Annotated in this window: 15 protein-coding genes and 1 pseudogene; 10 read left to right on the forward strand and 6 right to left on the reverse strand. The window is 69.9% G+C overall.

Translation table 11 applies throughout. The features are described 5' to 3' along the window. Window positions 1–378, forward strand: a pseudogene (locus ACWCQK_RS28065) (ScbR family autoregulator-binding transcription factor); the annotation flags it as partial. A gap of 761 nt (window positions 379–1,139) precedes the next feature. After that, window positions 1,140–1,628 (forward strand): RICIN domain-containing protein, encoded by a 489-nt coding sequence (locus ACWCQK_RS28070; RefSeq protein WP_451159550.1) that lies wholly within the window; start codon window positions 1,140–1,142, stop codon window positions 1,626–1,628. Between the two features lie 96 nt (window positions 1,629–1,724). Here the strand turns inward: ACWCQK_RS28070 and ACWCQK_RS28075 are convergent, their stop codons facing one another. The 4 genes from ACWCQK_RS28075 to ACWCQK_RS28090 form a co-directional block, all read right to left on the reverse strand. Beyond that, the gene (locus ACWCQK_RS28075; RefSeq protein ID WP_451159552.1) at window positions 1,725–4,010 is read right to left on the reverse strand and encodes an FUSC family protein; all 2,286 of its coding nucleotides are present in this window, start codon (window positions 4,008–4,010) and stop codon (window positions 1,725–1,727) included. Between the two features lie 307 nt (window positions 4,011–4,317). Beyond that, complete coding sequence (locus ACWCQK_RS28080) at window positions 4,318–5,118, reverse strand: maleylpyruvate isomerase N-terminal domain-containing protein (RefSeq protein ID WP_451159554.1); 801 nt, start codon at window positions 5,116–5,118, stop codon at window positions 4,318–4,320. 44 nt (window positions 5,119–5,162) lie between these two features. Further along, on the reverse strand, window positions 5,163–6,071 hold the full coding sequence (locus ACWCQK_RS28085; RefSeq protein WP_451159556.1) for an NAD(P)-dependent oxidoreductase: 909 nt from the start codon (window positions 6,069–6,071) through the stop codon (window positions 5,163–5,165). A 19-nt stretch (window positions 6,072–6,090) separates the two neighbouring features. Continuing rightward, window positions 6,091–7,467, reverse strand: coding sequence for an NADP-dependent succinic semialdehyde dehydrogenase (locus tag ACWCQK_RS28090; RefSeq protein WP_451159558.1), 1,377 nt, complete (start codon window positions 7,465–7,467; stop codon window positions 6,091–6,093). A gap of 571 nt (window positions 7,468–8,038) precedes the next feature. Here ACWCQK_RS28090 and ACWCQK_RS28095 point away from each other — a divergent pair. Both ACWCQK_RS28095 and ACWCQK_RS28100 read left to right on the forward strand, forming a co-directional pair. Beyond that, window positions 8,039–8,881: an alpha/beta fold hydrolase gene (locus ACWCQK_RS28095; protein ID WP_451159560.1), complete on the forward strand. Its 843-nt coding sequence runs from the start codon at window positions 8,039–8,041 to the stop codon at window positions 8,879–8,881. 36 nt (window positions 8,882–8,917) lie between these two features. Continuing rightward, on the forward strand, window positions 8,918–9,352 hold the full coding sequence (locus ACWCQK_RS28100) for a VOC family protein (RefSeq protein ID WP_451159562.1): 435 nt from the start codon (window positions 8,918–8,920) through the stop codon (window positions 9,350–9,352). 75 nt (window positions 9,353–9,427) lie between these two features. On the opposite strand, the gene ACWCQK_RS28105 is transcribed toward ACWCQK_RS28100, so the two are convergent. After that, window positions 9,428–10,342: a helix-turn-helix transcriptional regulator gene (locus ACWCQK_RS28105; protein ID WP_451159564.1), complete on the reverse strand. Its 915-nt coding sequence runs from the start codon at window positions 10,340–10,342 to the stop codon at window positions 9,428–9,430. 243 nt (window positions 10,343–10,585) lie between these two features. Between ACWCQK_RS28105 and ACWCQK_RS28110 the strand changes: the two genes are divergently transcribed. The 6 genes from ACWCQK_RS28110 (at window position 10,586) to ACWCQK_RS28135 (ending at window position 19,433) form a co-directional block, all read left to right on the forward strand. Beyond that, on the forward strand, window positions 10,586–11,284 hold the full coding sequence (locus ACWCQK_RS28110; RefSeq protein ID WP_451159566.1) for a type 1 glutamine amidotransferase domain-containing protein: 699 nt from the start codon (window positions 10,586–10,588) through the stop codon (window positions 11,282–11,284). Between the two features lie 151 nt (window positions 11,285–11,435). Further along, complete coding sequence (locus ACWCQK_RS28115; RefSeq protein WP_451159568.1) at window positions 11,436–12,482, forward strand: NAD(P)-dependent alcohol dehydrogenase; 1,047 nt, start codon at window positions 11,436–11,438, stop codon at window positions 12,480–12,482. Window positions 12,483–12,609: 127 nt separating this feature from the next. Next, the gene (locus ACWCQK_RS28120; protein ID WP_451159570.1) at window positions 12,610–12,921 is read left to right on the forward strand and encodes a hypothetical protein; all 312 of its coding nucleotides are present in this window, start codon (window positions 12,610–12,612) and stop codon (window positions 12,919–12,921) included. A 217-nt stretch (window positions 12,922–13,138) separates the two neighbouring features. Next, complete coding sequence (locus ACWCQK_RS28125; RefSeq protein WP_451159572.1) at window positions 13,139–13,684, forward strand: GNAT family N-acetyltransferase; 546 nt, start codon at window positions 13,139–13,141, stop codon at window positions 13,682–13,684. A gap of 52 nt (window positions 13,685–13,736) precedes the next feature. Further along, a complete protein-coding gene (locus ACWCQK_RS28130; RefSeq protein WP_451159574.1) occupies window positions 13,737–14,171 on the forward strand; it encodes a VOC family protein in 435 nt (144 codons plus the stop codon). Window positions 14,172–14,618: 447 nt separating this feature from the next. Then, a complete protein-coding gene (locus ACWCQK_RS28135; RefSeq protein WP_451159576.1) occupies window positions 14,619–19,433 on the forward strand; it encodes an amino acid adenylation domain-containing protein in 4,815 nt (1,604 codons plus the stop codon). Window positions 19,434–19,527: 94 nt separating this feature from the next. Here ACWCQK_RS28135 and ACWCQK_RS28140 read toward each other — a convergent pair whose 3' ends face one another. Further along, the gene (locus ACWCQK_RS28140; protein WP_451159578.1) at window positions 19,528–21,201 is read right to left on the reverse strand and encodes a B12-binding domain-containing radical SAM protein; all 1,674 of its coding nucleotides are present in this window, start codon (window positions 21,199–21,201) and stop codon (window positions 19,528–19,530) included. Window positions 21,202–21,362: the final 161 nt, after the last annotated feature.

A 21,362-nucleotide genomic window follows, 5' to 3' on the forward strand; every position in this document is an offset into this window, starting at 1 on the left:
CGGCTGACCGTGGAGCAGGGCTCTCCGCAGGACGGTCTGGACCGCCGGGTGCCGATGCAGGGATGGATCACCCGCTCGGTGGAAGTCTTCGAGAAAGCGAAGGCGAACGGGGAGCTGGTGCCGCAGGTCGATGTGGAGCTGATCGCGAAGCTGTTCGTGGGCAGTTTCACGGGGGTGCAGATCCTGTCGAACATCATGACCCGTCATGAGGACATGCTGGAGCGGGTGTCGGACCTGTACCGGCATCTGATGGCGACCATCGCTGTCCCGGGCGTCCTGATCCGGCTGGAGTTCACCCCGCAACGGGCCCAGCAGGTCTACGAGGCGGCCATCGAACAGAGCCTGCAGAACGCGGGAGAAACAGCCGAACTCGTCTGAAGACCGGCTCGTAACTCGTCTGAAGACCGTTCCGTAGGCGGTCCGCACTGCCCTGGCGCAGACCGTGCCGAACGCGGACCGTGCTGTCCGGCGGAGGTCGGTGGGCGGACGACCCGTGTGGGCGGATGGGGCCGGTCTCGTAGCCCAGGATGGCGGGTCTCGCCTGCTGGGCGGTGATGAGGCGCATCGCGGTCAGCCCGTCCATTGCGGGCATCCGGCTGTCCATCCGCAGCAGGTCGGGTGTCCGAAGTCCCGCGAGCACGACGGCGGTCGGGCCGGCAAGGGCAGCAACGCCCGTACCGCACCGGCCGGTTCGAAGGGGATGCGGGCATCCGTGGCGGTCGCCGGCGCCCGCAGGCGTTCGGCGACCCGGCTCACGGCCGCGAGGCGCACGCCGGTGATCGCGAGTTGCAGCGCGGCCCTGCGCCGACGCCGCCGCGTCCGCAGCCGGATCCGGACCGGGACCCGGACTGGTCCCTGGTCGCCTGCGGCCGGTGCCGCGTCCGTCGGCCGCTCGTCCGCTCGTCCGCCACGGAAGACTTCTCGCGTTTCGTGACGGGAAGAAGCTCTGGAACTGAGACGGCGTGAGGCTTTTGATTTACCCGGCGATTGCCCACTGTTCACCGATGAGTGGCGGAAACTGTCATGGCCATGCGTGACGGATGTGTCAAGATCATCGACGTTCCCGCGGCATGTACGGCGCGGGTGCCGGATGAAGCGGCGAGACCGCAAATCTGTCTCGCGGAGGGAAGGTTGGGCACATGCGAACGAAATCCTGGGCCGCGGTGGCGACTGGCGCCATGCTCTTCGCGTCGCTGGCGACGGGTGCCGGTTCGGCATCCGGGGCCACCATCGCCTTTCATTATGTGAACTACAAGAGCGGGAGATGCCTCTCGCTCGAAGGCGGTGGCAGCACCAGTAACGGAGCTCACGCCATCATCTACGACTGCAACATCGAGCATGAGCAGTACTGGGCCGCGTACGACTCCGGCGAACTCCACAACAGCAAGAGCGGCAAATGCCTGTCGACAGCGGGCGGCGGCGGCACGGCGAACGGCACGGAAGTCATCCAGTGGACCTGCAACGGCGGTCTTGAGCAGCAATGGATCCGCTCCGGGTACCAGTGGGTCAACGTCAAGGCCGAGAAGTGCCTGTCGACGGCGGGTGGCGGCGGCACCTCGAACAACACGAGGACCGTCATCTGGGACTGCAACACCGCTGATGAGATGCACTGGACCACCTACAACTGACGGGGACCAGGCAGAGGCCGCCAAGCAGCGCCCTGTCCTGCGGGACCCCGGCCCGGCGCGATGTCGGCCGACGGGTGGTCCGCGAGGCCGTGTGCGTCAGGACCGTGTACCGGCCGCCGTCACCTCGGCGGCGGCTTTCACGGGTCGTAGGATCCGGGTCTGCAGGTGGCGCAGCATGTCGAGATGGTCCGCCGTCCAAATCTCCCGCACAGCCGCCGAGGCGGCGGCCTCTCCGGCGTCCTCGGCCAGGTCGCGGCGCAAGGCTTCCCAGAGCCGCGGGCCCGCGACTCGTTCGTCGAGGAGGTGAGCCGGCGCGGCGGTCAGTCCCGCGAGTGCGCGCCCCGATGTCTCGAACCACGCGAGGACGGAGTCGCAGTCGCCCACGATCCGTTGGCTCGCCGTGCTCGCAGACCTGGGGACGCGGTCCGCGTGCGACCACAGGTCGGTCACGGCGTCGCCGGTGAGTCGCAGGGCGGCGACCGTGTTGACCAGCGAGACCACGTCGGGCAGAGCTATCCGCTTGGTGCCGCGCTCGGCCAGGTACCCACGGAAGGCGTCGTCCAGCCTGCGTGCCGAGGCCGTGGCCCGCCGTTGCTCCTCCACGGGCGTTCGAGGGAATGGTGCGGGGTCGCACGGGGTCAGTCCGTGTCCGACGGCGGCGCGCACGTACCGCGAACTGGCGCCGAACGCCTCGCACAAGGCCTGGCCCAAAGCTGAGCCGGCCCCTCTCGGCCAGAACAGAAGTCCCACCACGAGACTCACCGCGCACCCGAGCGCCATGTCCTGGACGCGGACCAGTCCGACGCGCCAGCCGACGGGCTGGATGATGGTGAAGAGAATCAGCAGGACGACCGTGAAGCCCGCCTGCCCGGCCGTGAACGAGGTCACCGACGGTTCGAGCCCGACCAGGACGATCGCCGGCGGCAGCAGCAGCCACAGCACCTCGGGATGCGAGCCGAGCGCGACGATGAACGCCACTCCGACGACGAAGCCCAGGACGGTCCCCAGCAGGGCGCGGCCGACGGTCTGGCCGGTGTTCACCGCGTTGGTGCGCAGCACCGCCAGCGTGCCGAAGACGACCCAGAACGCATGGTCCACGCCGCTGACCTGTGCCAGTACGACACCGATGGCGAGGGCGACGGCTCCGCGCACACTGTTGTGCAGCCACACGGAGTGGCGGTTCAGATGCTCGGCCAGGCGCTCGCGCGCCGAGGAGAGGTCGGACTGGGCGCCCGCCGGGCGATGTCCGCACAGGCGCTGCCACCAGGTGCGCCGGCGAGCGCTGACGGCCACGTCGATGTCCGTGGCGATGGCGGCGGCCACGAAGCTCATCCGCTGAGCTCGGAAGCCGGACAGGAGTGAGCCGACCAGCGCGGCAGGAGGCTCGGTCGACGCGATGGCCGGCCGTACGGGAAGAGAGCTGGTCACCGCCGCTTCCAGCCGGGCCCGCGCCGACGCGAGACGTGTGTTGTCCTCGGCGAGTCCGCCCGGCGAGAGCATTGCCGGGTGGGGTGGAGGAGAGGGGCCGGGGCGGGGTGTGCGCGGTGTCTCCGACGCGAGGAGGTCCGAGGCGCCGTGCTCCAGGAGGACCGCGGTGGCCAGGTGGACCTCACCCACCGCTGCCCCGGCGGGCTCGTCCGGCCGGTACGACGGCGTCTGCTTGAGCAACTCGCCGAGCCAGACGACCCGGTCGACGAGCCGCACCAAGGCGCGGGCGGTCGTGGACAGGCCGGTGGGCCGGTGGGGTGCGGTGAGGAAGACCCTCCGTACGGTGGCGACGGCGTCCGTCGTCTCCTGGACGGCCGCCGACGGGACAGGGGCCGCGGGGACGGACGATGACGCCCCGGCGCATAGGGCCTCGGCCCGCAGTTGCCTCGCCATCGTGGCGCAGACCCTGGCGGTCGAGGTGCGCAGGGGTTCTTCGGGCGGTCGCGGCCACATGACGGCGACGGCGACGATCGTCGCGGCTCCGCCCAGGGTCCAGCCCGCGATCCGCTCCGGCAGGGAACTCACCGGCGCTTTGAGCGTGGCCGGGAGCACCAGGCTGATCAAGAGGGAGGTGGTGGCGCCGGCCAGAGCAGAGCTGAGAATTCCGGAGAACAGGATCACGAAGGCGATGACGAACGTGGCGATGCCCGCGAGCCACACCGTCTGGCCGATGAGGGTGCCCACGCACACCAGGAACGTGGAGGCCAGTACCAGGGCGGTCTGCTCGGCCACCCGTTCGCGCATCGGGCCGCCGAAGTCCACGAACATCATGAGGACGAAAGGCGCGAACGCCGAGAAGATCGCCATCGTCGGGCTGCCGATCACGAGGGAGGACAGCGCGAACAGCGAGGGCGTGATGACGGCGGCGCGCAGCGAGCGCCGCAACGCCGACAACCCCGGATCGTGTGCCCGCACCCACCGGGACAACCCGGGCGGTACCAGCTCGGGGAAGCGACTCCTGTGCGCCTCGCCGCCGGAGCTCCCGGCCCCGAGCGACCTCATGCGGGACACCCGCACGTGGCGGCGGGCCCGCCATGCCCGTACCCGGCGGCGGTAGGTGTGCCGTCCCCGCTGGGTGGGGGTCGGATCGCCCGACTGGTCTGCGTCATGCTGATCTCCGACTGATATCTCCGACTGTTCTCCGACTGATCCAGGTGTTCCTCGGTCGTGGCATCCGCCGGTCGGCCGCTGTCCGGCCGCCTCAGACGATGTCCAGGCGGTCCAGGAACGGCTCGGCGGCGGAGGGGTCGCCGGTGATCTCGCAGCTCTCGCGCCAGGACGTGCGGGTCGTACTCCAGGAGACGAAGTCGCTAGCCGAACTCCGGACGCGGACGGCGGCGCCTTCGTCCCCGGGTACGACGGTCAGAGGGTCACCCGGGCTCCGGGCGGGGAGGACGGTGACGGTGGTCCGGCCCGGCCCTGTCAGGTCGAGCACGAGGGGTTCGCCGACGGTGTCGTCGAGTGCGTGGCCTTGCATCTGCGGCAGCCCGGCGAGCATGAACTCGACCGCCGGGGCGACGAGGCCGTCGGTCGGCGGGGGCAGCTCGAACGCCAGTGGGCCGCCCGGGGCGAGGACGTCGTAGCGCAGGTGGCACAGGACGTTGAAGGCCATGGTGTTGGCCAGGAGGTGCCGCGGGTAGGTGCCGAGGCCGGGGACGAGCACCGGGTCGTCCGCCTGCGGCGACTCCTGTCCCCGCGCGATCAGGCTCAGTTGCAGCGGTGTGAAGTGCCGCCACTCGTCGATCACTTCGCCGTGGCTCCAGCCGTGGCGCTCCTCGACCCGCAGATCGTGATAGCGCTCACGGTTCGATGGCCACGAGGGGTCGACGGGAGGGGGCTCGACGGCCTCGTGGGCGAGCGCTCCCAGATGCGCGATCACGTCGATGACGCGCCAGCCCGGGCAGGCCGAGGGCAGTTCCCACGCGGACTCGTCCACCTCCGGCACGATGTCCGCCAGTTGCGCGGTGCTCGCGCGCGCTGACTCCCAACCCGCCCAGGTCATGGCCCTCTCCCTCCTGCCGGGACGGACGCCGGCGCCGGACGCCGTCAGCCGGCCCCTGTCCGACGCGACTGGCGGTACGTGGCCGCGACGTCGGCGCGGCCATGACCCTGGTCCGCCGCGAGGCCGAGCCGTTCCCGCACCACCGCGGCGATCCCGAGGTGCAGTCCCGCGGCGCGGGCCGTGTCGGTGATGAGCGTGGCGTCCTTGGCCGCGGCCTCCAGGGGGAACGACGGGTCGTCCAGGTCGTCGTCGATCATCTTCGGCCCCTTGGTCTGGACGTACTGGCTGTTCAGAGCACTGCCGTCGATGGCCTCGATGACCTTGCGGGGGTCGATGCCGAGCACCTTGGCGAGAGTGAGGGACTCGGCGACACCCTCGACGGTCGCCAGGACCCAGGCGTTGTAGGCGAGCTTGAGGCCACTGGCCTGGCCGACCTCGTCCAGCCACACCGTGCGGGAGCCGACCGCCTCGAACACCGGGCGGACGGACTCCCGGGCCGCCGGATCGTCCGTGGCGGCCAGGATGCCCAGGGTTCCGGCCACCGCCGGTTCCTTGGTGCCGAGGAGCGGGGCGTCCACGTAGGTGACGCCCAGGCGTGCCGCCTGGTCCGCGAGCCGACGGGTGCCGTCGGGGGACACGGTGCACGACTGCACCCACACCGTCCGCTCGTCCAGGCCGTCCCGGGCCTGGTCCATCACCTCGGCGACGACCTTCTCGTCGGCGAGGAGGGTCAGGACGACATCGGCGCCGCGGCAGGCCTCGCCCGGGGTGTCGCACACGACCGCGCCCACGTCGGCCAGTTCCTCGGCCGGGGCACGGTTGCGGTTCCACACGCGCTGGCCCAGGCCCGCCGCCGCGATGTTCCTCGCCATCGCCGCCCCCATGGTGCCGATGCCCAGCACCGCCACCACGGGCCGCTCGCCCCCGGAGGGCGCGTGCCTCGCTTCACTCATCGTCGCGCCTTTCGTCGCGCTATGCGCCGACCCAGACGGTCTTGGCGTTCATGAACTCGCGCATGCCGAGGTCGGACAGCTCACGGCCGTAGCCGCTGCGCTTGACACCGCCGAAGGGGATCTCGGGGTAGCTGGTGGTGTTGCCGTTGATGAACGCCATGCCGGACTGCACGTCCCGTACGAACAGTGCCCGTTCGTCCTCGTCCTCGCTCCACAGGTTCGAACCCAGCCCGTACGGATGGCCGTTGGCCTCCCGCAGTGCCTCCTCCAGCGAGGAGACGACGAACACCTGCGCCACGGGGCCGAACACCTCCTCGTGGTACATCCTCATCTCCGCGGTGATGTCGGCCAGCGCCGTGGGCGGGTAGTACCAGCCCGGCCGTTCGGGCCGTTCACCGCCGACCAGCACCGTCGCCCCCTTGCCCACGGCGTCCGCGACGTAGTCCTCCACGTCCTGCCTGCCGGACTCCGTCGCCAACGGCCCGATGTCGGTGTTCTGGTCCATGGGATCCCCCACGACCAGTGCGCCCAGTTTGGCGACGAACTTCTCGATGAACGCGTCGGCGATGTCCTCGTGCACGAGGAATCGCTTGCCATTGATGCACGACTGCCCGTTGTTCAGGGTGCGCGCCTTGACGGCGACGTCGGAGGCCCGCTCCAGGTCCGTGGACGGCATGACGATGAACGGGTCGGACCCGCCGAGTTCGAGGACGACCTTCTTGATCTCGTCACCGGCGATGGAGGCCACCGACCGCCCCGCGGGCTCGCTGCCCGTCAGCGTCGCGGCCGCCACTCGCGGGTCCCGCAGGACCTGCTCCACCGTTCCCGAGGAGATCAGCAAGGTCTGGAAGGTGTCCTCCGGGAAGCCGGCCTCGCGGAAGAGACTCTCCAGGTACAGAGCGCACCGCGGCACGTTGGAGGCGTGTTTGAGCAGGCCCACGTTGCCCGCCATCAGCGCGGGGGCGGCGAACCGCATGGCCTGCCACAGCGGCAGGTTCCACGGCATCACCGCGAGGACGACGCCGATCGGCTGGTAGGTCACGTACGTGCTCCGCGCGCCGACGCCGCGCCCGTCGCCGTCCACGTTCCGCAGGAAGGCGGGGCCGTGGTCGGCGTAGAAGCGCAACCCCCGCACGCACTTGGCCACTTCCTCCTGGGCCGACCGGAAGGTCTTGCCCATCTCCGAGACGATCAGCGCGGCGACCTCGTCCGTCTCCCCCTCCAGGCGGTCGGCGGCGGACCTCAGCCATCCCGCCCTGTCCTCGGTGCTCGTCAGCCGGTACGACCCGGCCGCGGTCGCGGCACGCGCAAGCCTGTCTTCCAGTCGCTCGGCAGTGAGTTCATCGAATCTTTCGACGACCTCTCCGGTAACCGGATTCGTGGATGCAATAGCCATACGGATAACGGTACGGAGGCCGAACGACCGCGGCAATTCCTGCAGCGGCTCGCGGATTACTCGTGCTTGGCAAAGCGATTGCGTCGACTTTAATCAATGTGACTCGCTTCCATCACGGTGTGTCGACGGCTGGACAACTCGATGTGAACGCGCGCGGCCGTCCGCTCTCCCATGACGTCTCGTGATTGCGCGGTGTCACGAGTGATGGACTCAGTGCCGCCGAATCGACCTGTGCGCCGCGACTGCTTCCCAGGTGGGGTCGGCGTTCATGATGGCGCGCACATGCGAAGGGTGTGGCACGCGTATTACATTTTTCGGCCTGTGGGATTCCTTCGAATTCCTCGACATGGGGCCGGAGTTGCAGCGCGTCCGCAGGGGTCTCGGTTTGACCGCTGTGTATCCGGAGCTACGCTGGCCTCGTGCCCCACGTCGGCTCAGAGCCTTCGGTGCGGCGTGCGGCAGGACGGGTTCGCGTCGCCGACCGGAGCGGGGATCAGCACGGCCCGGCCGACGTCTCGCGCACATTTCCGAAAAGGTCGCGTTCCCTTGCACGCCGAGGAAGTGGAAGCACATGACCGTCTACGAAGTCCTGAACTCAGGCAAAAGCAGAATGGCCATCGGGATAGCGGCGCTGTCAGCCCTGGCCATGGTGCCGGCTCATGCCGCAGACGCGCCCGGCAGAGCCCCGGAGAACCAGAAGCCGACCGTGGTCCTCGTGCACGGGGCGTTCGCCGACGCCTCGAGCTGGAACGGCGTGGTGCAGCGTCTGCAGGGTGACGGCTACACGGTCTTCGCCCCGCCCAACACGCTGCGCGGGATCCCTCAGGACTCCACGTACCTGAACAGCTTCCTCAAGTCGGTCAAGGGGCCGATCGTCCTCGTCGGACATTCCTACGGCGGCGAAGTGATCTCGCAGGCGGCCGCCGGCGTGGACAACGTCAAGTCGCTCGTGTACATCAACGCGATCATGCCGGACAAGGGCGAGTCGTTCGCCAGCCTCTCCGGAAAGTTCCCGGCCGCCCCACTCTCCAAGGCCTTCCATCCGGTGCCGTTCCGCAACGGTGACGGCACGACCGGCACCGATGTGTACGTCCAGCCCGGCAAACTCCACGCGGTCTTCGCCCAGGACCTCTCCCGGCAACAGGCGTCCGTGATGGCGTCGACGCAACGCCCCATCGCGCAGTCGGCGTTCACCGACAAGCTCACCGAGGCGGCCTGGCGGGACAAGCCGGTCTACGTACTCGTCGGCAAGCAGGACCGGAGCATCAACCCGAGCCTGGAGCGCTACGAGGCCAAGCGTGCGCACGCGCGTAAGACAGTGGAGATCGACTCCTCACACGTGTCCATGATCTCCCACCCCGAGGCCGTCACGGATCTCATCGTGAGCGCGGCCCGCGACTCCGGTAACCGGTGACCGGGTCCTCGACCACGTTCTGTCGGAGGTACGTTCATGACGCAGGTAGCCGCCGGACCCAGGATCACCGGAGTCCACCACCTGTCCTTCACCGTCTCCAATCTGGAAGACAGCCTTGACTGGTATCAGCGCCTGTTCGGCGCCGAACGTGTGGACTACAAGTTCAACCACCTCTACCGCGAATCGACCGGCTACGGCATCCTGTTGATCACCCCTGACTCCGGGGTCGTGATCGGCTTGCACAAGAACACGGGTAACCAGCACGAGGGGTTCCTCGAATCCCGGACCGGTCTGGACCACATATCGTTCCAGGTCGGCTCGCGCGCCGACCTAGAGGCGTGGACGGCCTGGCTCGACGAACTGGGGATCGCGCACACGCCCATCAGGGACGAGACGGAGCCCTTCGCCTACTCGACAGTCGTGTTCCGAGACCCCGACAACCTCCAGCTCGAGTTCATGGCTGTGACGTGACGTGACGTGACCTCGCCTGTCCTGGCCTGACGGCGCGGTGAGGTGAGGTGGCGGGCCGATTCCGTGGGCAGCGCGCTATCGGGGACGCCGGGTGGGTGAAGTGTGCCCCGAGGCGCCGCTGTGGCTGCCGGAATCCGGAGAGCCCGCTGGTTCCTTGGCGCTCCAACTGGCCAGCAGCTTCCACGCGTCCTGGGAGGACTGGTCCTGGGCCGGAAGGTACAGGAACAAGGTCTGGTCGGAATCGCCCGGCATCGTGAACGCCTGGTAGTCGACGGTGAGGTCGCCGACGATGGGGTGATGGTGGCGCTTGTGCCCGTGGGTGCGGTCGAAGACCTTGTGGTCGGCCCACCAGTGGCGGAAGTGCCGGCTTTTCATGGCCAGTTCGCCCACCAGCTCGGCGGTCCGGGTGTCGTCGGGATGGCGGCCCGCGTCGAGGCGCAGGATGGCGGTCATCTCGGCGGCGACCTGTTCCCAGTCCGGATAGAGGGAGCGGGCGGCTTCGTCCAACAGGACCCAGCGGGTGAGGTTGCGCTCGCGTGCGGGCATCGATTCGAAGTCGGCGACCAGCGCGCGGGCCAGATGGTTGGTGGCCAGTACGTCGGTGCGGCGTCCCAGGACGAAGCCGGCCTGGTCGGTGAAGGAGTCCAGGAACCGGCGGACCACGGGCCGCACGCGTTGCACGGTCGGTGCGGAACGGCGGGCCGTGCCGGTTTTGGGCCCGGCGAGGTCGTACAGGTGGGCGCGTTCGGCGGCGTCCAGCCGCAGCGCGGCGGCCACGGCCTCCAGCACCCCCGCCGAGGGGCTGATCTGCCGCCCCTGCTCGAGGCGTGTGTAGTAGTCGGTGCTGACCCCGGCCAGCTGGGCGACCTCCTCGCGGCGTAGCCCCGGCACCCGCCGGTAGGCGCCCCGCTCGGGCAGCCCGACCGACTCGGGGTGGATACGGGCGCGACAGCGGCGCAGGAATTCGCTGAGCTCGACGTTTCTGGCCATGCCTCCATTTTCCGTCCGGGGTGACGCCAGGTCGACCGGGGAAGGGGGGTCGCCGAGTCCTAGGCACACGCTTCCCTGGCAGGTCAGGGCAGGGAAGCGGCGTCCGCACGGCGGCGGCCGCGTGGTGTTCTGGATTGCGGAGGCCCACCGGGCAGGCGACGAATCCTGTGACCGGGCCGGACTCCGGTCAACTCCTTCCGCCGGCCACCGCCGGCACCCCGCCCGAAGAAAGTGAGTCCCGACATGACCAGGATCCTGATGGTGCTGTCCGGCGTCGACCACTGGACGCTGAACGACGGCAGCAAGCATCCCAGCGGCTACTGGGCCGAGGAGTTCGTGGTCCCGCACCGCATCCTCACCGAAGCCGGGTTCACCGTCGACATCGCCGCCCCCACGGGCGGACAGCCGGCCGCGGACCCCGTGAGCCTGCGGCCGGACGTCGCCGGCCCCGAAGCCGACGACTTCGCCGCCTACATCGACGCGGCGGCCGAGTCCCTCGCCAAGCCCACGGCGCTCTCCGACGTCGACACGGCCCGTTACGACGCGATCTTCCTGCCCGGCGGCCACGGTCCCATGGAGGACCTGGCCCACGATCCCGACCTCGGCCGCGTCCTCATCGAGGCCGACGTCGCGGGGAAGATCATCGCCCCGGTGTGCCACGGCCCGGCCGCGCTGCTGTCCGCGAACCTGCCGGGCGGACGCTGGCTGTTCGCCGGACGCACGCTGACCGTGTTCACCAACGAGGAAGAGCGGCTCAACGGCACCGCCGACCGCGCCCCGTGGCTGGTCGAGACCGTGCTCACGGCACGCGGCGCGGTCGTCCGGTCCGTGAACGCCTGGGAGGCGAACGTCGTCGTGGACGGCAACCTCTACTCCGGGCAGAACCCCGCTTCCAGCAAGCCCCTGGCCGAGCGGCTCGTCGCCGCGCTCACCGGCCGCTGACCGGGAAACCGTGGGCCGCGCGGACCAGCAGAGCAGGGACACGAAGACACGTCTCGAAGCGGCTGTCGTCGCGCCCGGCGCCCCGGCCGCAGCAGCCCTGTTGCTCGACCGCTGACCACCTCTCCAACACACTCCTCAAGGAATCACCAGCTTGACTACCACCACCGCGGCGTACGCCGCACACTCCCCGAAGGCGCCGCTGGAGCGCACCACCGTCGAGCGCCGTGACGTCGGCGAGTTCGACGTCCTGATCGACATCAAGTACGCCGGCATCTGCCACTCCGACATCCACCAGGTCGACGAGGGCTGGGACGAAGGGATCTTCCCGATGGTCCCCGGCCACGAGATCGCGGGCATCGTCTCCGAAGTCGGCCCGGGCGTCACCAAGTTCCGCGCCGGTGACCGCGTCGGCGTCGGCTGCATGGTCGACTCCTGCCGCACCTGCGACAACTGCCGAGCGGGCAACGAGCAGTACTGCACGGGCAGCGGCATGGTCGGCACCTACAACGACACCGGCAAGGACGGCCGGCCCACCTACGGCGGCTACTCGCAGGCCATCGTCGTCGACGAGAACTACGTGGTGCGCATCCCCGACGGCCTCGCCCTGGACGCCGCCGCCCCGCTGCTGTGCGCCGGCATCACCGTCTACTCCCCGCTCCGGCACTGGGGCGCCGGCCCCGGGAAGAAGGTGGCGATCCTGGGCATGGGCGGCCTCGGCCACATGGCCGTCAAGATCGCCCACGCGCTCGGAGCCGAGGTCACGGTCCTCTCCCAGTCGCTGCGGAAGCAGGACGACGGCCTGCGACTGGGCGCCGACCATTACCGCGCCACCAGCGACCCGAAGACCTTCGAGGAACTGGACGGCACCTTCGACATCATCCTCTCCACCGTCTCGGCCCCCCTCGACTTCGGCGCCTACCTGTCCCTGCTGAAGACCGACGGCACCCTCGTGAACGTCGGGCTGCCCGAGGAGCCGATCTCCGTCGACCTCTTCGGCATCGTCACCGGCCGTAAGACCATCGCCGGCTCCCTGATCGGGGGCATCGCGGAGACCCAGGAGATGCTGGACTTCTGCGCCGTGCACGGCCTCGGCGCCGAGATCGAGCTGGTACGGGCCGACCAGGCCAACGAGGCGTATCAGCGCGTGCTCAAGAGCGACGTCCGGTACCGCTTCGTGATCGACACGGCCACGATCTGACCCACGGGCCGAAGCGGCCGCCCGGTCGGCGGCCACTGAGGGAGGCGCGCCGACCAGGGGTTTCGCGCCTGGAACCCGTCCGACATGACCACCCACAGTGGTCACGTGATCGAGAAGGGCAACACTCATGTACACCGCCACCCACCGGCCGCACCCGGCCGAGGTCCACGTTTCCCAGGACCAGTGGCTCGTGGGCCTGCGTCTCCACACCACCCGGACCGCCGTGACCTGGCACTACTACGTCGTCGACGAGACCCCGGAACCGGTCGACGCCGTAGCCACCGCGATCCGGCGGGCCACAACCTCTGACTCGGCCCTCACGCACGCGGCCGAGCGCATCGCGGACTTCGAGATCCGGAGACTTCGCCGCAGTCTCCTGGGCGAGGTGTCTCTCGACCCGAGCACCCGCCTGGACGACTGGCGGCGGCCCGCCGCGTAGAACGGCCCGCGGTGCTGGGGGAGTTCGTCCGGCTCACGCGGCAAGGCATACGCCTCGCCGGGGAACGCCACGAGGCACCCGCGTGGCCCTCCGGCCGGACGCCCGCAGGGCTCACCGCCGAACGGTCCCTCATCGAGCGTCTCGGGAGACGCGAGCGGATGATCCTGGTCCTCATCGGCTCGGGGCTCCACCGGGGCCCTGCGATAGGTTGCCCGCCATGACCGACCTCGGATCCGTCGCCTGGCCACCCGCTCCGATCAGGACCGAGCGGCTGGTGCTTCGCGAGGCCGAGGCCCGCGACCGCGCGGCGTTCATCGAGCTGTTCTCCTCGCCGGAGGTGGGCGCCTACATAGGCGGCCCCCGACCGCGCGCCGAGTTGGAGCGCGCGGTGCCTGAGACGCCCGCGCGGCGTCCCGGCCTGTTCGTGGTCGAGTACGACGGAGCGATGATCGGCGTCGTCGAACTCAACCGGCGCGAGGCGGAGCATCAAAGTCAGGTCCGTCCGGACGCCGGGGAGGCAGAGCTCGGCTACCTGTTCCTGCCGGAGGCATGGGGACACGGGTACGCCGCCGAGGCGTGCGCGGCGGCGCTCGGCTGGTTCGGCGACGCGCTTCCCGGTGAGCCGGTGACGGTCTGCACCCAGACCGCCAACGACCGTTCGATGCGCCTCGCGGCGAAGCTGGGGTTCACCGAGATGCGACGGTTCGAGGAGTGGGGCGCCGAACAGTGGTCCGGCGTGTGGTCCTCGGTCGCGCCCTCCTGACAACTCGCCGATATTCACGGAGAGATGAACGTCTCCCTGCTATGGTGCGCCGATGTCTTCGATCAAGCAGTTCCAGGTCACCTTCGACTGTGCGGAACCTCGTCGCGTCGCTCGCTTCTGGAGCGAGGTGTTGGGGTACGTCATGCCGGCGCCGCCGGAGGGATTCGCCACGTGGGGCGACTACGACAACTCCCTCGCTCCCGAGGACCGGGGCGCCTGGGCCGTATGCGCCGACCCGTCAGGTGTGGGCCCGCGCATGTACTTTCAGCGCGTTCCCGAGGGCAAGGTCGTCAAGAATCGGGTGCATCTCGACGTGCGGGTCGCCACGGGACTCGTGGGTGACGAGCGCGTGGCCACGCTTGAGGCGGAATGCGCACGACTGGTCGCGCTCGGCGCGGTGCGCGTACGACTGCTGGTCGCCGATGAGGACAATGAGTCGTGCCTGGTGATGCAGGACGTCGAGGGCAACGAGTTCTGTCTCGACTGAGCGTCCTTCGGGACGGCGGGGTTCGGCCTGGCCGTGTGTGTGGTGGTGCGGGCGACCAGGCCGGCCGACGCGGCCGTCCGCGACGGCCGTGGTCCCTCCGCCACCCCCCGCCGGACTTTCTCTGGTACCGGGCCGCTCACGCAATCCTGACGTGACTCTGACGGCGCCTTGATCAAGGCGCCCTTTTTGCGTCCTGGGCCGGTGTTACAGTTCGAATCCATAAAATATGCGCGCCTTGAGGTGAGTAATGCGTGGCCGCGGAGGTCCTCTCGGGCCTCCTCGCTTCGCACATACACGGCATTGCGCGCGCTGACTGTTTTATGGAGAAACTCTTCTGCTCGAGCACTGCCCAGTTGTGGGGTCCGGCGCCGTGAAATTACGCCGGCACCCGCATTCGGGCAGAAGAACATTTTCCCTGCGCATCGCGCACGGTAGGCGGAGAGTTTGATGGGAACTGACGTTCACGCGACGGCATCTTGCGTGCATGAGGAAATCGAGAATCAGGCTCGGAGAAATCCGGACAGGACCGCCGTGGTCGTCGGCGAGAGCAGATTCTCCTACGCGGAAATCGATCGCCTGGCGAACGGGATCGCCAGGCGACTGCACGCCTCAGGAGTGCGTCGCGGAGACCGTGTCGGCCTGTGCGTCCAGCGTGACGCGTGGCTGATCCCGGCCCTCCTGGGGGTGCTGAAGTCCGGTGCCGCCTATGTGCCACTGGACCCGGCGTATCCCGAGGAGCGCATCCGGTTCATCGCCCAGGACGCCTCGCTCTCGGCGGTCCTCACGTCGACGGGCACGGAGCACGTGGTGCCGGACGGCGTCACCGCCGTGCCCGTGGAGGGCACTTCGCCGGCGGACCGCCCGGACGGGGATCCCGAACCGTACGACGCCGCGTACGTCATCTACACCTCCGGTTCCACCGGGACGCCGAAGGGCGTGGTCGTAGAGCACCACAACCTCCACAATCTGATCCGCTGGTTCGCCGATCACCTCTCCTCGGACGAACTGAGCGGCATGCTCGCGACGACGTCGGTGTGTTTCGACCCCTCCACCGTCGAGATCTGCGCCCCGCTGGTGGCCGGCGGGACGGTGATCCTGGCGGAGAACGCCTTCGCCCTGCCGACGCTTCCGGCGCGCTCCGAGGCGACCGTGCTCGTCGCCGCGGCATCCGCCCTGTCGGCGCTCCTGCGCGACGGGCTGCCGCCGAACGTACGCACCGTGATCACGGGCGGCGAGTCGGTCAGCCGCGCACTGTGCGACCGGGTCTACGCCCACCCCCAGGTCCGCCGCGTACTCAACTTCTACGGCCCCACCGAGTGCACCGTGTGCTGCACCATGGCCGACGTGGAGCGGCACGGAACCGGCAACCCCGCGATAGGACAGCCGATCGCCGGCGCGGAACTGTCCGTGCGGTCCCCGGACGGCGCCGTCCTGCCGGAAGGGGAGACGGGTGAGCTGTGGGTCGCCGGGCCGGGGGTGTCCCGCGGATACCTGGACCGCCCGGACCTGACCGCCGAGCGGTTCGGCTCGTTCGGCTACCGCACGGGCGACCTGGTGCGACGGCTGGGGGACACCTACTACTTCGTCGGCCGAGCCGACGAGCAGGTGAAGATCGGTGGCGTCCGGCTGGAACCGGGCGAGGTCGAGGCGGCGCTCGCCGCCCACCCCGGTGTCCGGCACGCCGTCGTCCTGGCATCGGGGGACCGGCTCGTCGGATACGCCGAGTCGGACGCGGCGACCGAGGCCGAACTGCGTGAGTGGCTGACCGCCCGGTTGCCGCGGCACGCCGTTCCCTGGCGGATCGCGGTGCTGCCCCGCATCCCCGTCCACCCCACCGGCAAGGTCGACCGCGCGGCCCTGCCCGCCATCACGGCGGGCCGCCGGCCGGACGCCCCGTACACGGCGCCGCGTGACGCCACCGAGGAACTCGTCGCGGACGTCATCACCGAGATCCTCGGTGTCGACCGGGTCAGCGTCGACGACCGCTTCACCGACCTCGGGGGCCACTCACTGGCCGCCGCCCGAGTGGTCGGCGAGCTCGGACGACGGCGCGGAGCCCCGGTGCCGCTCGCGACGTTCCTGGAGCATCCCACCGTGGAGTCGCTCGCCCGGGCACTGGCCACCGTCGCCGCGGAACCGCCCCTGCGCCGTACGCCCGGCCTGGCCCGCTACCCGCTCACCGCTGTACAACGGGAGTTCTGGCTGCTGCGCCAGCTCGCCCCGGACGTCCCCGTCACCACCCTGAGCCTGCGCATCGGGGTGCGCGGACCGGTGGACGGTGCGCCGGTGCGGGAAGCGCTGGACGCCGTCGTGAAACGGCACGAGGTGCTGCGCAGCACCATCCGGGCCGACGACGACGAGCCGTACCTGGTCGTCGGACCGCCGGTGTCCGTCCCGCTGGCCGAGACGGACCTGCGCGCACTGCCGGCCGCCGAGCAGCGGCGGCGGCTCGACGCGCTGCACCGCGAGACGGCGGGACACACCTTCGACCTGAGCGCGGAGAGCCCGCTGCTGCGGGCCGTGTTCGCCCGGACGGCCGATGACGCGGGTGAACTCCTCCTGGCCGTCGACCACGTGGCGTTCGACGGCGCCTCCGTCCCCGTGTTCCTGCGCGAGCTCGCGGGAGAACTCGCCGGCGAACCGGTGGACGATCTGCCGGTGCAGATGGGCGACATCGCGCTGCACGAGCGGGAACTGGACGGGGAACCGTCGCGCCACGACCGGCTGCACGCCTATTGGCGGGCCGCCCTGGAAGGCGCCGTCATTCCCGACGACCTGCCCGGCGGCCCGGAGGCACCGAGGTGGGAGACGGACCGGGCGGCCTTCACGCTGGAGCAGCCGCTGGTGACCCGGCTGGACCGGTTCGCGGCCGAGAGCGGCGCGACCGCCTTCGCCGGCTACCTGGCCGCTCTGGGCCTGGTGACCGGCGGTCTCGCCGGGCACGACGACGTCGTGATCGGCGCCGCCGCCGCTCGCCGTCACCGGGCCGGAACCGAGCGGATGCTCGGCCCCCTCGTGGACACCCTGCCCCTACGGCTGCGCATGACCGGCGACCTGACCTTCCGGGACCTGGTCCGGCACTGCGCCACCACCACCGTCGCGGCGCTCGCCCACCAGGAGCTTCCCGCACGGGAGTTGATCGACCTGCTGCCGGCGCACCGGGTGGCCGGCGCGTCACGGACGCCGGTCGTCATCACTATGCTGCCCCTCGACGAACCGGCGACGCTGGTGCGCGGACCGTTCCGTCTGGATCTGCGCTCGGACCGGGGGAGCGGGGCCGCGGCGAACGAGTTCTCCGTCTTCATCTCCCGGACGGCCACCGGTCTGGAACTCCAGATCGAGTACGCCACCCGGCGTTTCAGGCGGCCGGACGTGGAAGCCTTCGGCGAGCGCATGCTGAGGACCCTGCGGACGGGACTGGCCGACCCAGATCTGCCCTTGAGCGGGCTGGAGTTGGTCACCGGACGGGAGCGCGACACCGTACTGGCCTTCGCCCGGGGACCGTTGCTGCCGAAGTCCGTGCCGACGACCGTGGCGGACGCTGTGCTCGCCGCGGCCGACGCCCGGCCGGACGCGGTCGCGGTGACCGGGCCCGAGGACTCCCTCACCTACGCCGAACTCGTCGCCTGGTCCGGCCGGGTGGCCGCGGGGCTGCTCGACGCCGGGATAGGCCCTGGTGACGTCGTCGGAGTGAGCGTGCCCCGGGACCATCTCCTCCCGGCGGTCCTGCTCGCGGTGTGGCGGGCGGGCGCGGCGTATCTGCCGCTGGACCCCGGCTACCCGGCCGAGCGGCTGACCAGGCTCGCCGACGACGGCGGCGCCCGGGCGGTACTGGCGCGCGGACCGGTTCCGCCCGGACTGCCCCTCCCGTTGGACGCCGACGAGCTGGCCACGCGTGATGTACGGCGGGCGCTGCCCGGAGCGCGCCCCGACGGCCTCGCCTACGTCCTGTACACCTCGGGTTCGAGCGGTAGACCCAAGGGCGTCGAGGTGACACACGCCAACCTGGCCGCCTTCGTCGAGGGATTCCGTGTCACGCCCGGCATCGGCGCGGCCGACTCGATGGCCGCGGTGGCTCCCCTCTCCTTCGACGTCTCGGTCGAGGAGATCTGGGCGCCGCTGGCGGTCGGTGGCCGCTGCGTCGTCGTCGAACGGGCCTGCGCGACGGACGGGTACGCCCTGGCCGAGCGGATCACCCGCAGCGGCGTCACGATGCTGCACCTGACGCCCACCTCGATGCGCATGCTGCTCGCCGCCGACTGGCCGGGCGACCCGCGGATGCCGGTCCTGACCGGAGGCGAGGTGCTGGACACGCGGCTCGCCCGCGACCTGATGGGCCGGGTCGGCCAGGTGTGGAACTCCTACGGGCCGACCGAGACGACCGTCACCGCCACCGTGCACCGGGTGACCGCCGCGGACGACCCGGTGCCGATCGGCCGTCCCGTGGCGGGCACGCGCTGCTACGTGATGGATCCGCTCGGCCGACTGGTGCCGCCGGGAGTGACCGGCGAGCTGTGGGTGGCGGGCGGCGGGGTGGCGCGCGGGTACCGGAACCTGTCCTCGACGGCGTTCGTGGACGACCCGTTCGTGCCCGGCGAGCGCTGCTACCGCACGGGTGACATGGCCGTCTGGCGCGCCGACGGGGCACTGGAGTACTACGGCCGGCGGGACGGCCAGGTGAAGGTGCGCGGCTACCGCGTCGAGCCGGGCGAGATCGAGGCGGCGCTGCGCGCGGACGCGGACGTCGCCGACGCCGCCGTGGCGCTGTCCGGTTCGGGCGGCGACGCCCACCTGGTGGGGTATCTGGTGCCCGTCGGCGCCGGCACCGAGGTCGATGTGACGGCGGTCCAGGCACGGCTTCGCGAGCGACTGCCGGAGCACATGGTCCCCAGCCGGTGGGTGACGCTGCCGGCGCTGCCGACGTCGACCAGCGGCAAGGTCGACCGCGCGGCGCTCCCGGAGCCGGCGGAGCGGTCCGGGCGCTCACAGGTGCCGCCCGGCGGAGAGGCCGAACAGCTCGTCGCCGACGTGTGGGCCGCGGTGCTGGACGTCTCCCCGGTCTGGCGGGACGACCAGTTCTTCGCCCTGGGCGGCCACTCGCTCGCCGCCACCCGCGTCGTCGGACGACTGCGTGAAGCCCTCGACCTCCCGGTGTCGGTGCAGCTGCTGTTCGACCACCCCGTCCTCGGCGACTTCGCCGCCGCTGTGGAAGCGCTGCTGCTCGACGACCTGAAGAGCGACGCCCGGGGGACCGCCGGCTGACCGCGTGCTCGCAGCGACGTGACGACATGACCACATGACGACGGCCCGCCAGTGATGGCGGGCCGTCGTCACGGGGGAGCTGAAGATGATCGGGTCAGCGCAGCTCGGCGAAGATCTCCTGAAGCAGACCGCGTTCGTAGGTCTCCTCGTGGTCCACGCCGCCCAGCATGTAACCACCGAACTTGATGTTGCCGCCCGCGTTGTCCAGGGCGATGACCCCGCGTCCGAGTTCGGTGAGCGCCGCTTCGACGTCCGCCAACTCCACTTCGGTGTTCTCCCGGATGTAGAGCTCGGAGAGCTTCCTGATGGGGAGCAGCTCGCCGTGCCATTCCCGCACGGTCGCGTTCTTCTTGAAGGCGTCACGGTACATGCGGGATCCGGGGATGATGGCCGGCGCGGCGACCGATATCGTCGTGATGGATCCCGCGTAGGTCTCCGCGATGGAGAGCCAGTTGTCCACTTCCTCCTTGAGCTGCCGCAACGTGGTGCCCGGAAGTCCGAGGATCCCTGAGAGGTACATCTTGTAGTCGAGGCTCTGCGCCAGCTGCAGGGCTTCCAGAACGCGGTCCGGTCCCTTGTTGATGCCCTTCGAGTTGTCCTTGAGCAGCTTGGGGTCGAAGGCCTCGATCCCGACGTTCCAGGTCTTCACGAATCCCTTGCAGAGCTCCGCCGACTGCAGGAACTCGTAGACCAGTCCGTAGGCGAGCATGAACCGCTGGCCACGGAGGATCTCCGAACCGGCGCAGGCTTCGGCCAGTTCGTCGAGGAAGGAGGAACTCCCGTTCCACTGAGCCTTCGACATGCCCAGAGTGGAGTCGCCGGCCGCGTACACGTTCGACTTCAGCTCGCCGACGAGTACTTCCAGGGTGGACACGGCCGCGTTGACGTCGGTCGTCTTCGGCGTCAGCCCCTGGATGGAGCAGTGCAGGCAGCGGCGGGTGGGGCGGCGCCCCCAGTTGCAGCCGCCGTCCAGCGGCAGGGTGACCATGCGCTTGAAGTCGTAGTGCGACGCGTACCAGACCCTGAACGCGTCGTCGTAGTGGGCTTCCAGCTGGTCCTCGATGAGCCGGTAGTCCGGCAGCATCCGTGAGGAGAGGGGATACGTGGGCGCCGCCTGGTTGTGGATCTCCCCGGAGGCGCTCCGGTACGCCAGGGACGGAACCCGCGCGAGATCGATTCTCCCCTCGATCCACGACAGCAGTCCCATCATGGTGAAGGGACCGTTGTTCCCGGTGCAGACGAAGTCCACGATCTTCGACCCGTAGGTGCCGGAGAGGACTTCGCGATGCAGGATGCCGGGGTGGTCGTTGCCGAAGACGATCACGGCGTCCGGGTTCACCCGCTTGATCTCGGCGGCGACGATGTAGGCCCACATCGCGGTCGAGGAGTACACCGTGAACGCCGCCATGTCGGGCGGGTCCGCCTGGATCCTCGCGCGCACGGCCTCCCATTCGAGATGGCTCATGTCCAGGTACTGCCAGTCCAGATCGGGGAAGTGCGCGTTCTGGTACGTGATCATCTCGACGAGAGCGGAGTGCGGGTAGACGGTGCCCTCGTTCGCGTAGCGGGACTGGTCCCCCGCGTCGTCGATCAGGGCCCCTCCGCCGGAGTGGCTGCCGCGATGAGCGGACGTGAGCGGAAGCCCGACGTACCAGACCGTCCGGACCTTCTTCGCCCGCGGTTCCGACGCCGGCTGGTCGACCGGATAGGACCAGATGTATCGGGAATCATCGGCGGAGACCAGCTCTTCCACCGGCTCAAGGCTCATCATGATTACGGTCTCTTGACTTTCTGAAAGGGGAGTTCGCGGCGCGTCGAGATATGCGCGACATGACGTGTCTCCGTAGGACCAGGTCGCCAACGGCCGGTTTCACCATTCCGGTCCGATGGGGCGGCGGTCCGCACAGGCCGTTGTCGCCACGCGCGGAT

This window comes from Streptomyces sp. NPDC002306, assembly GCF_053593435.1.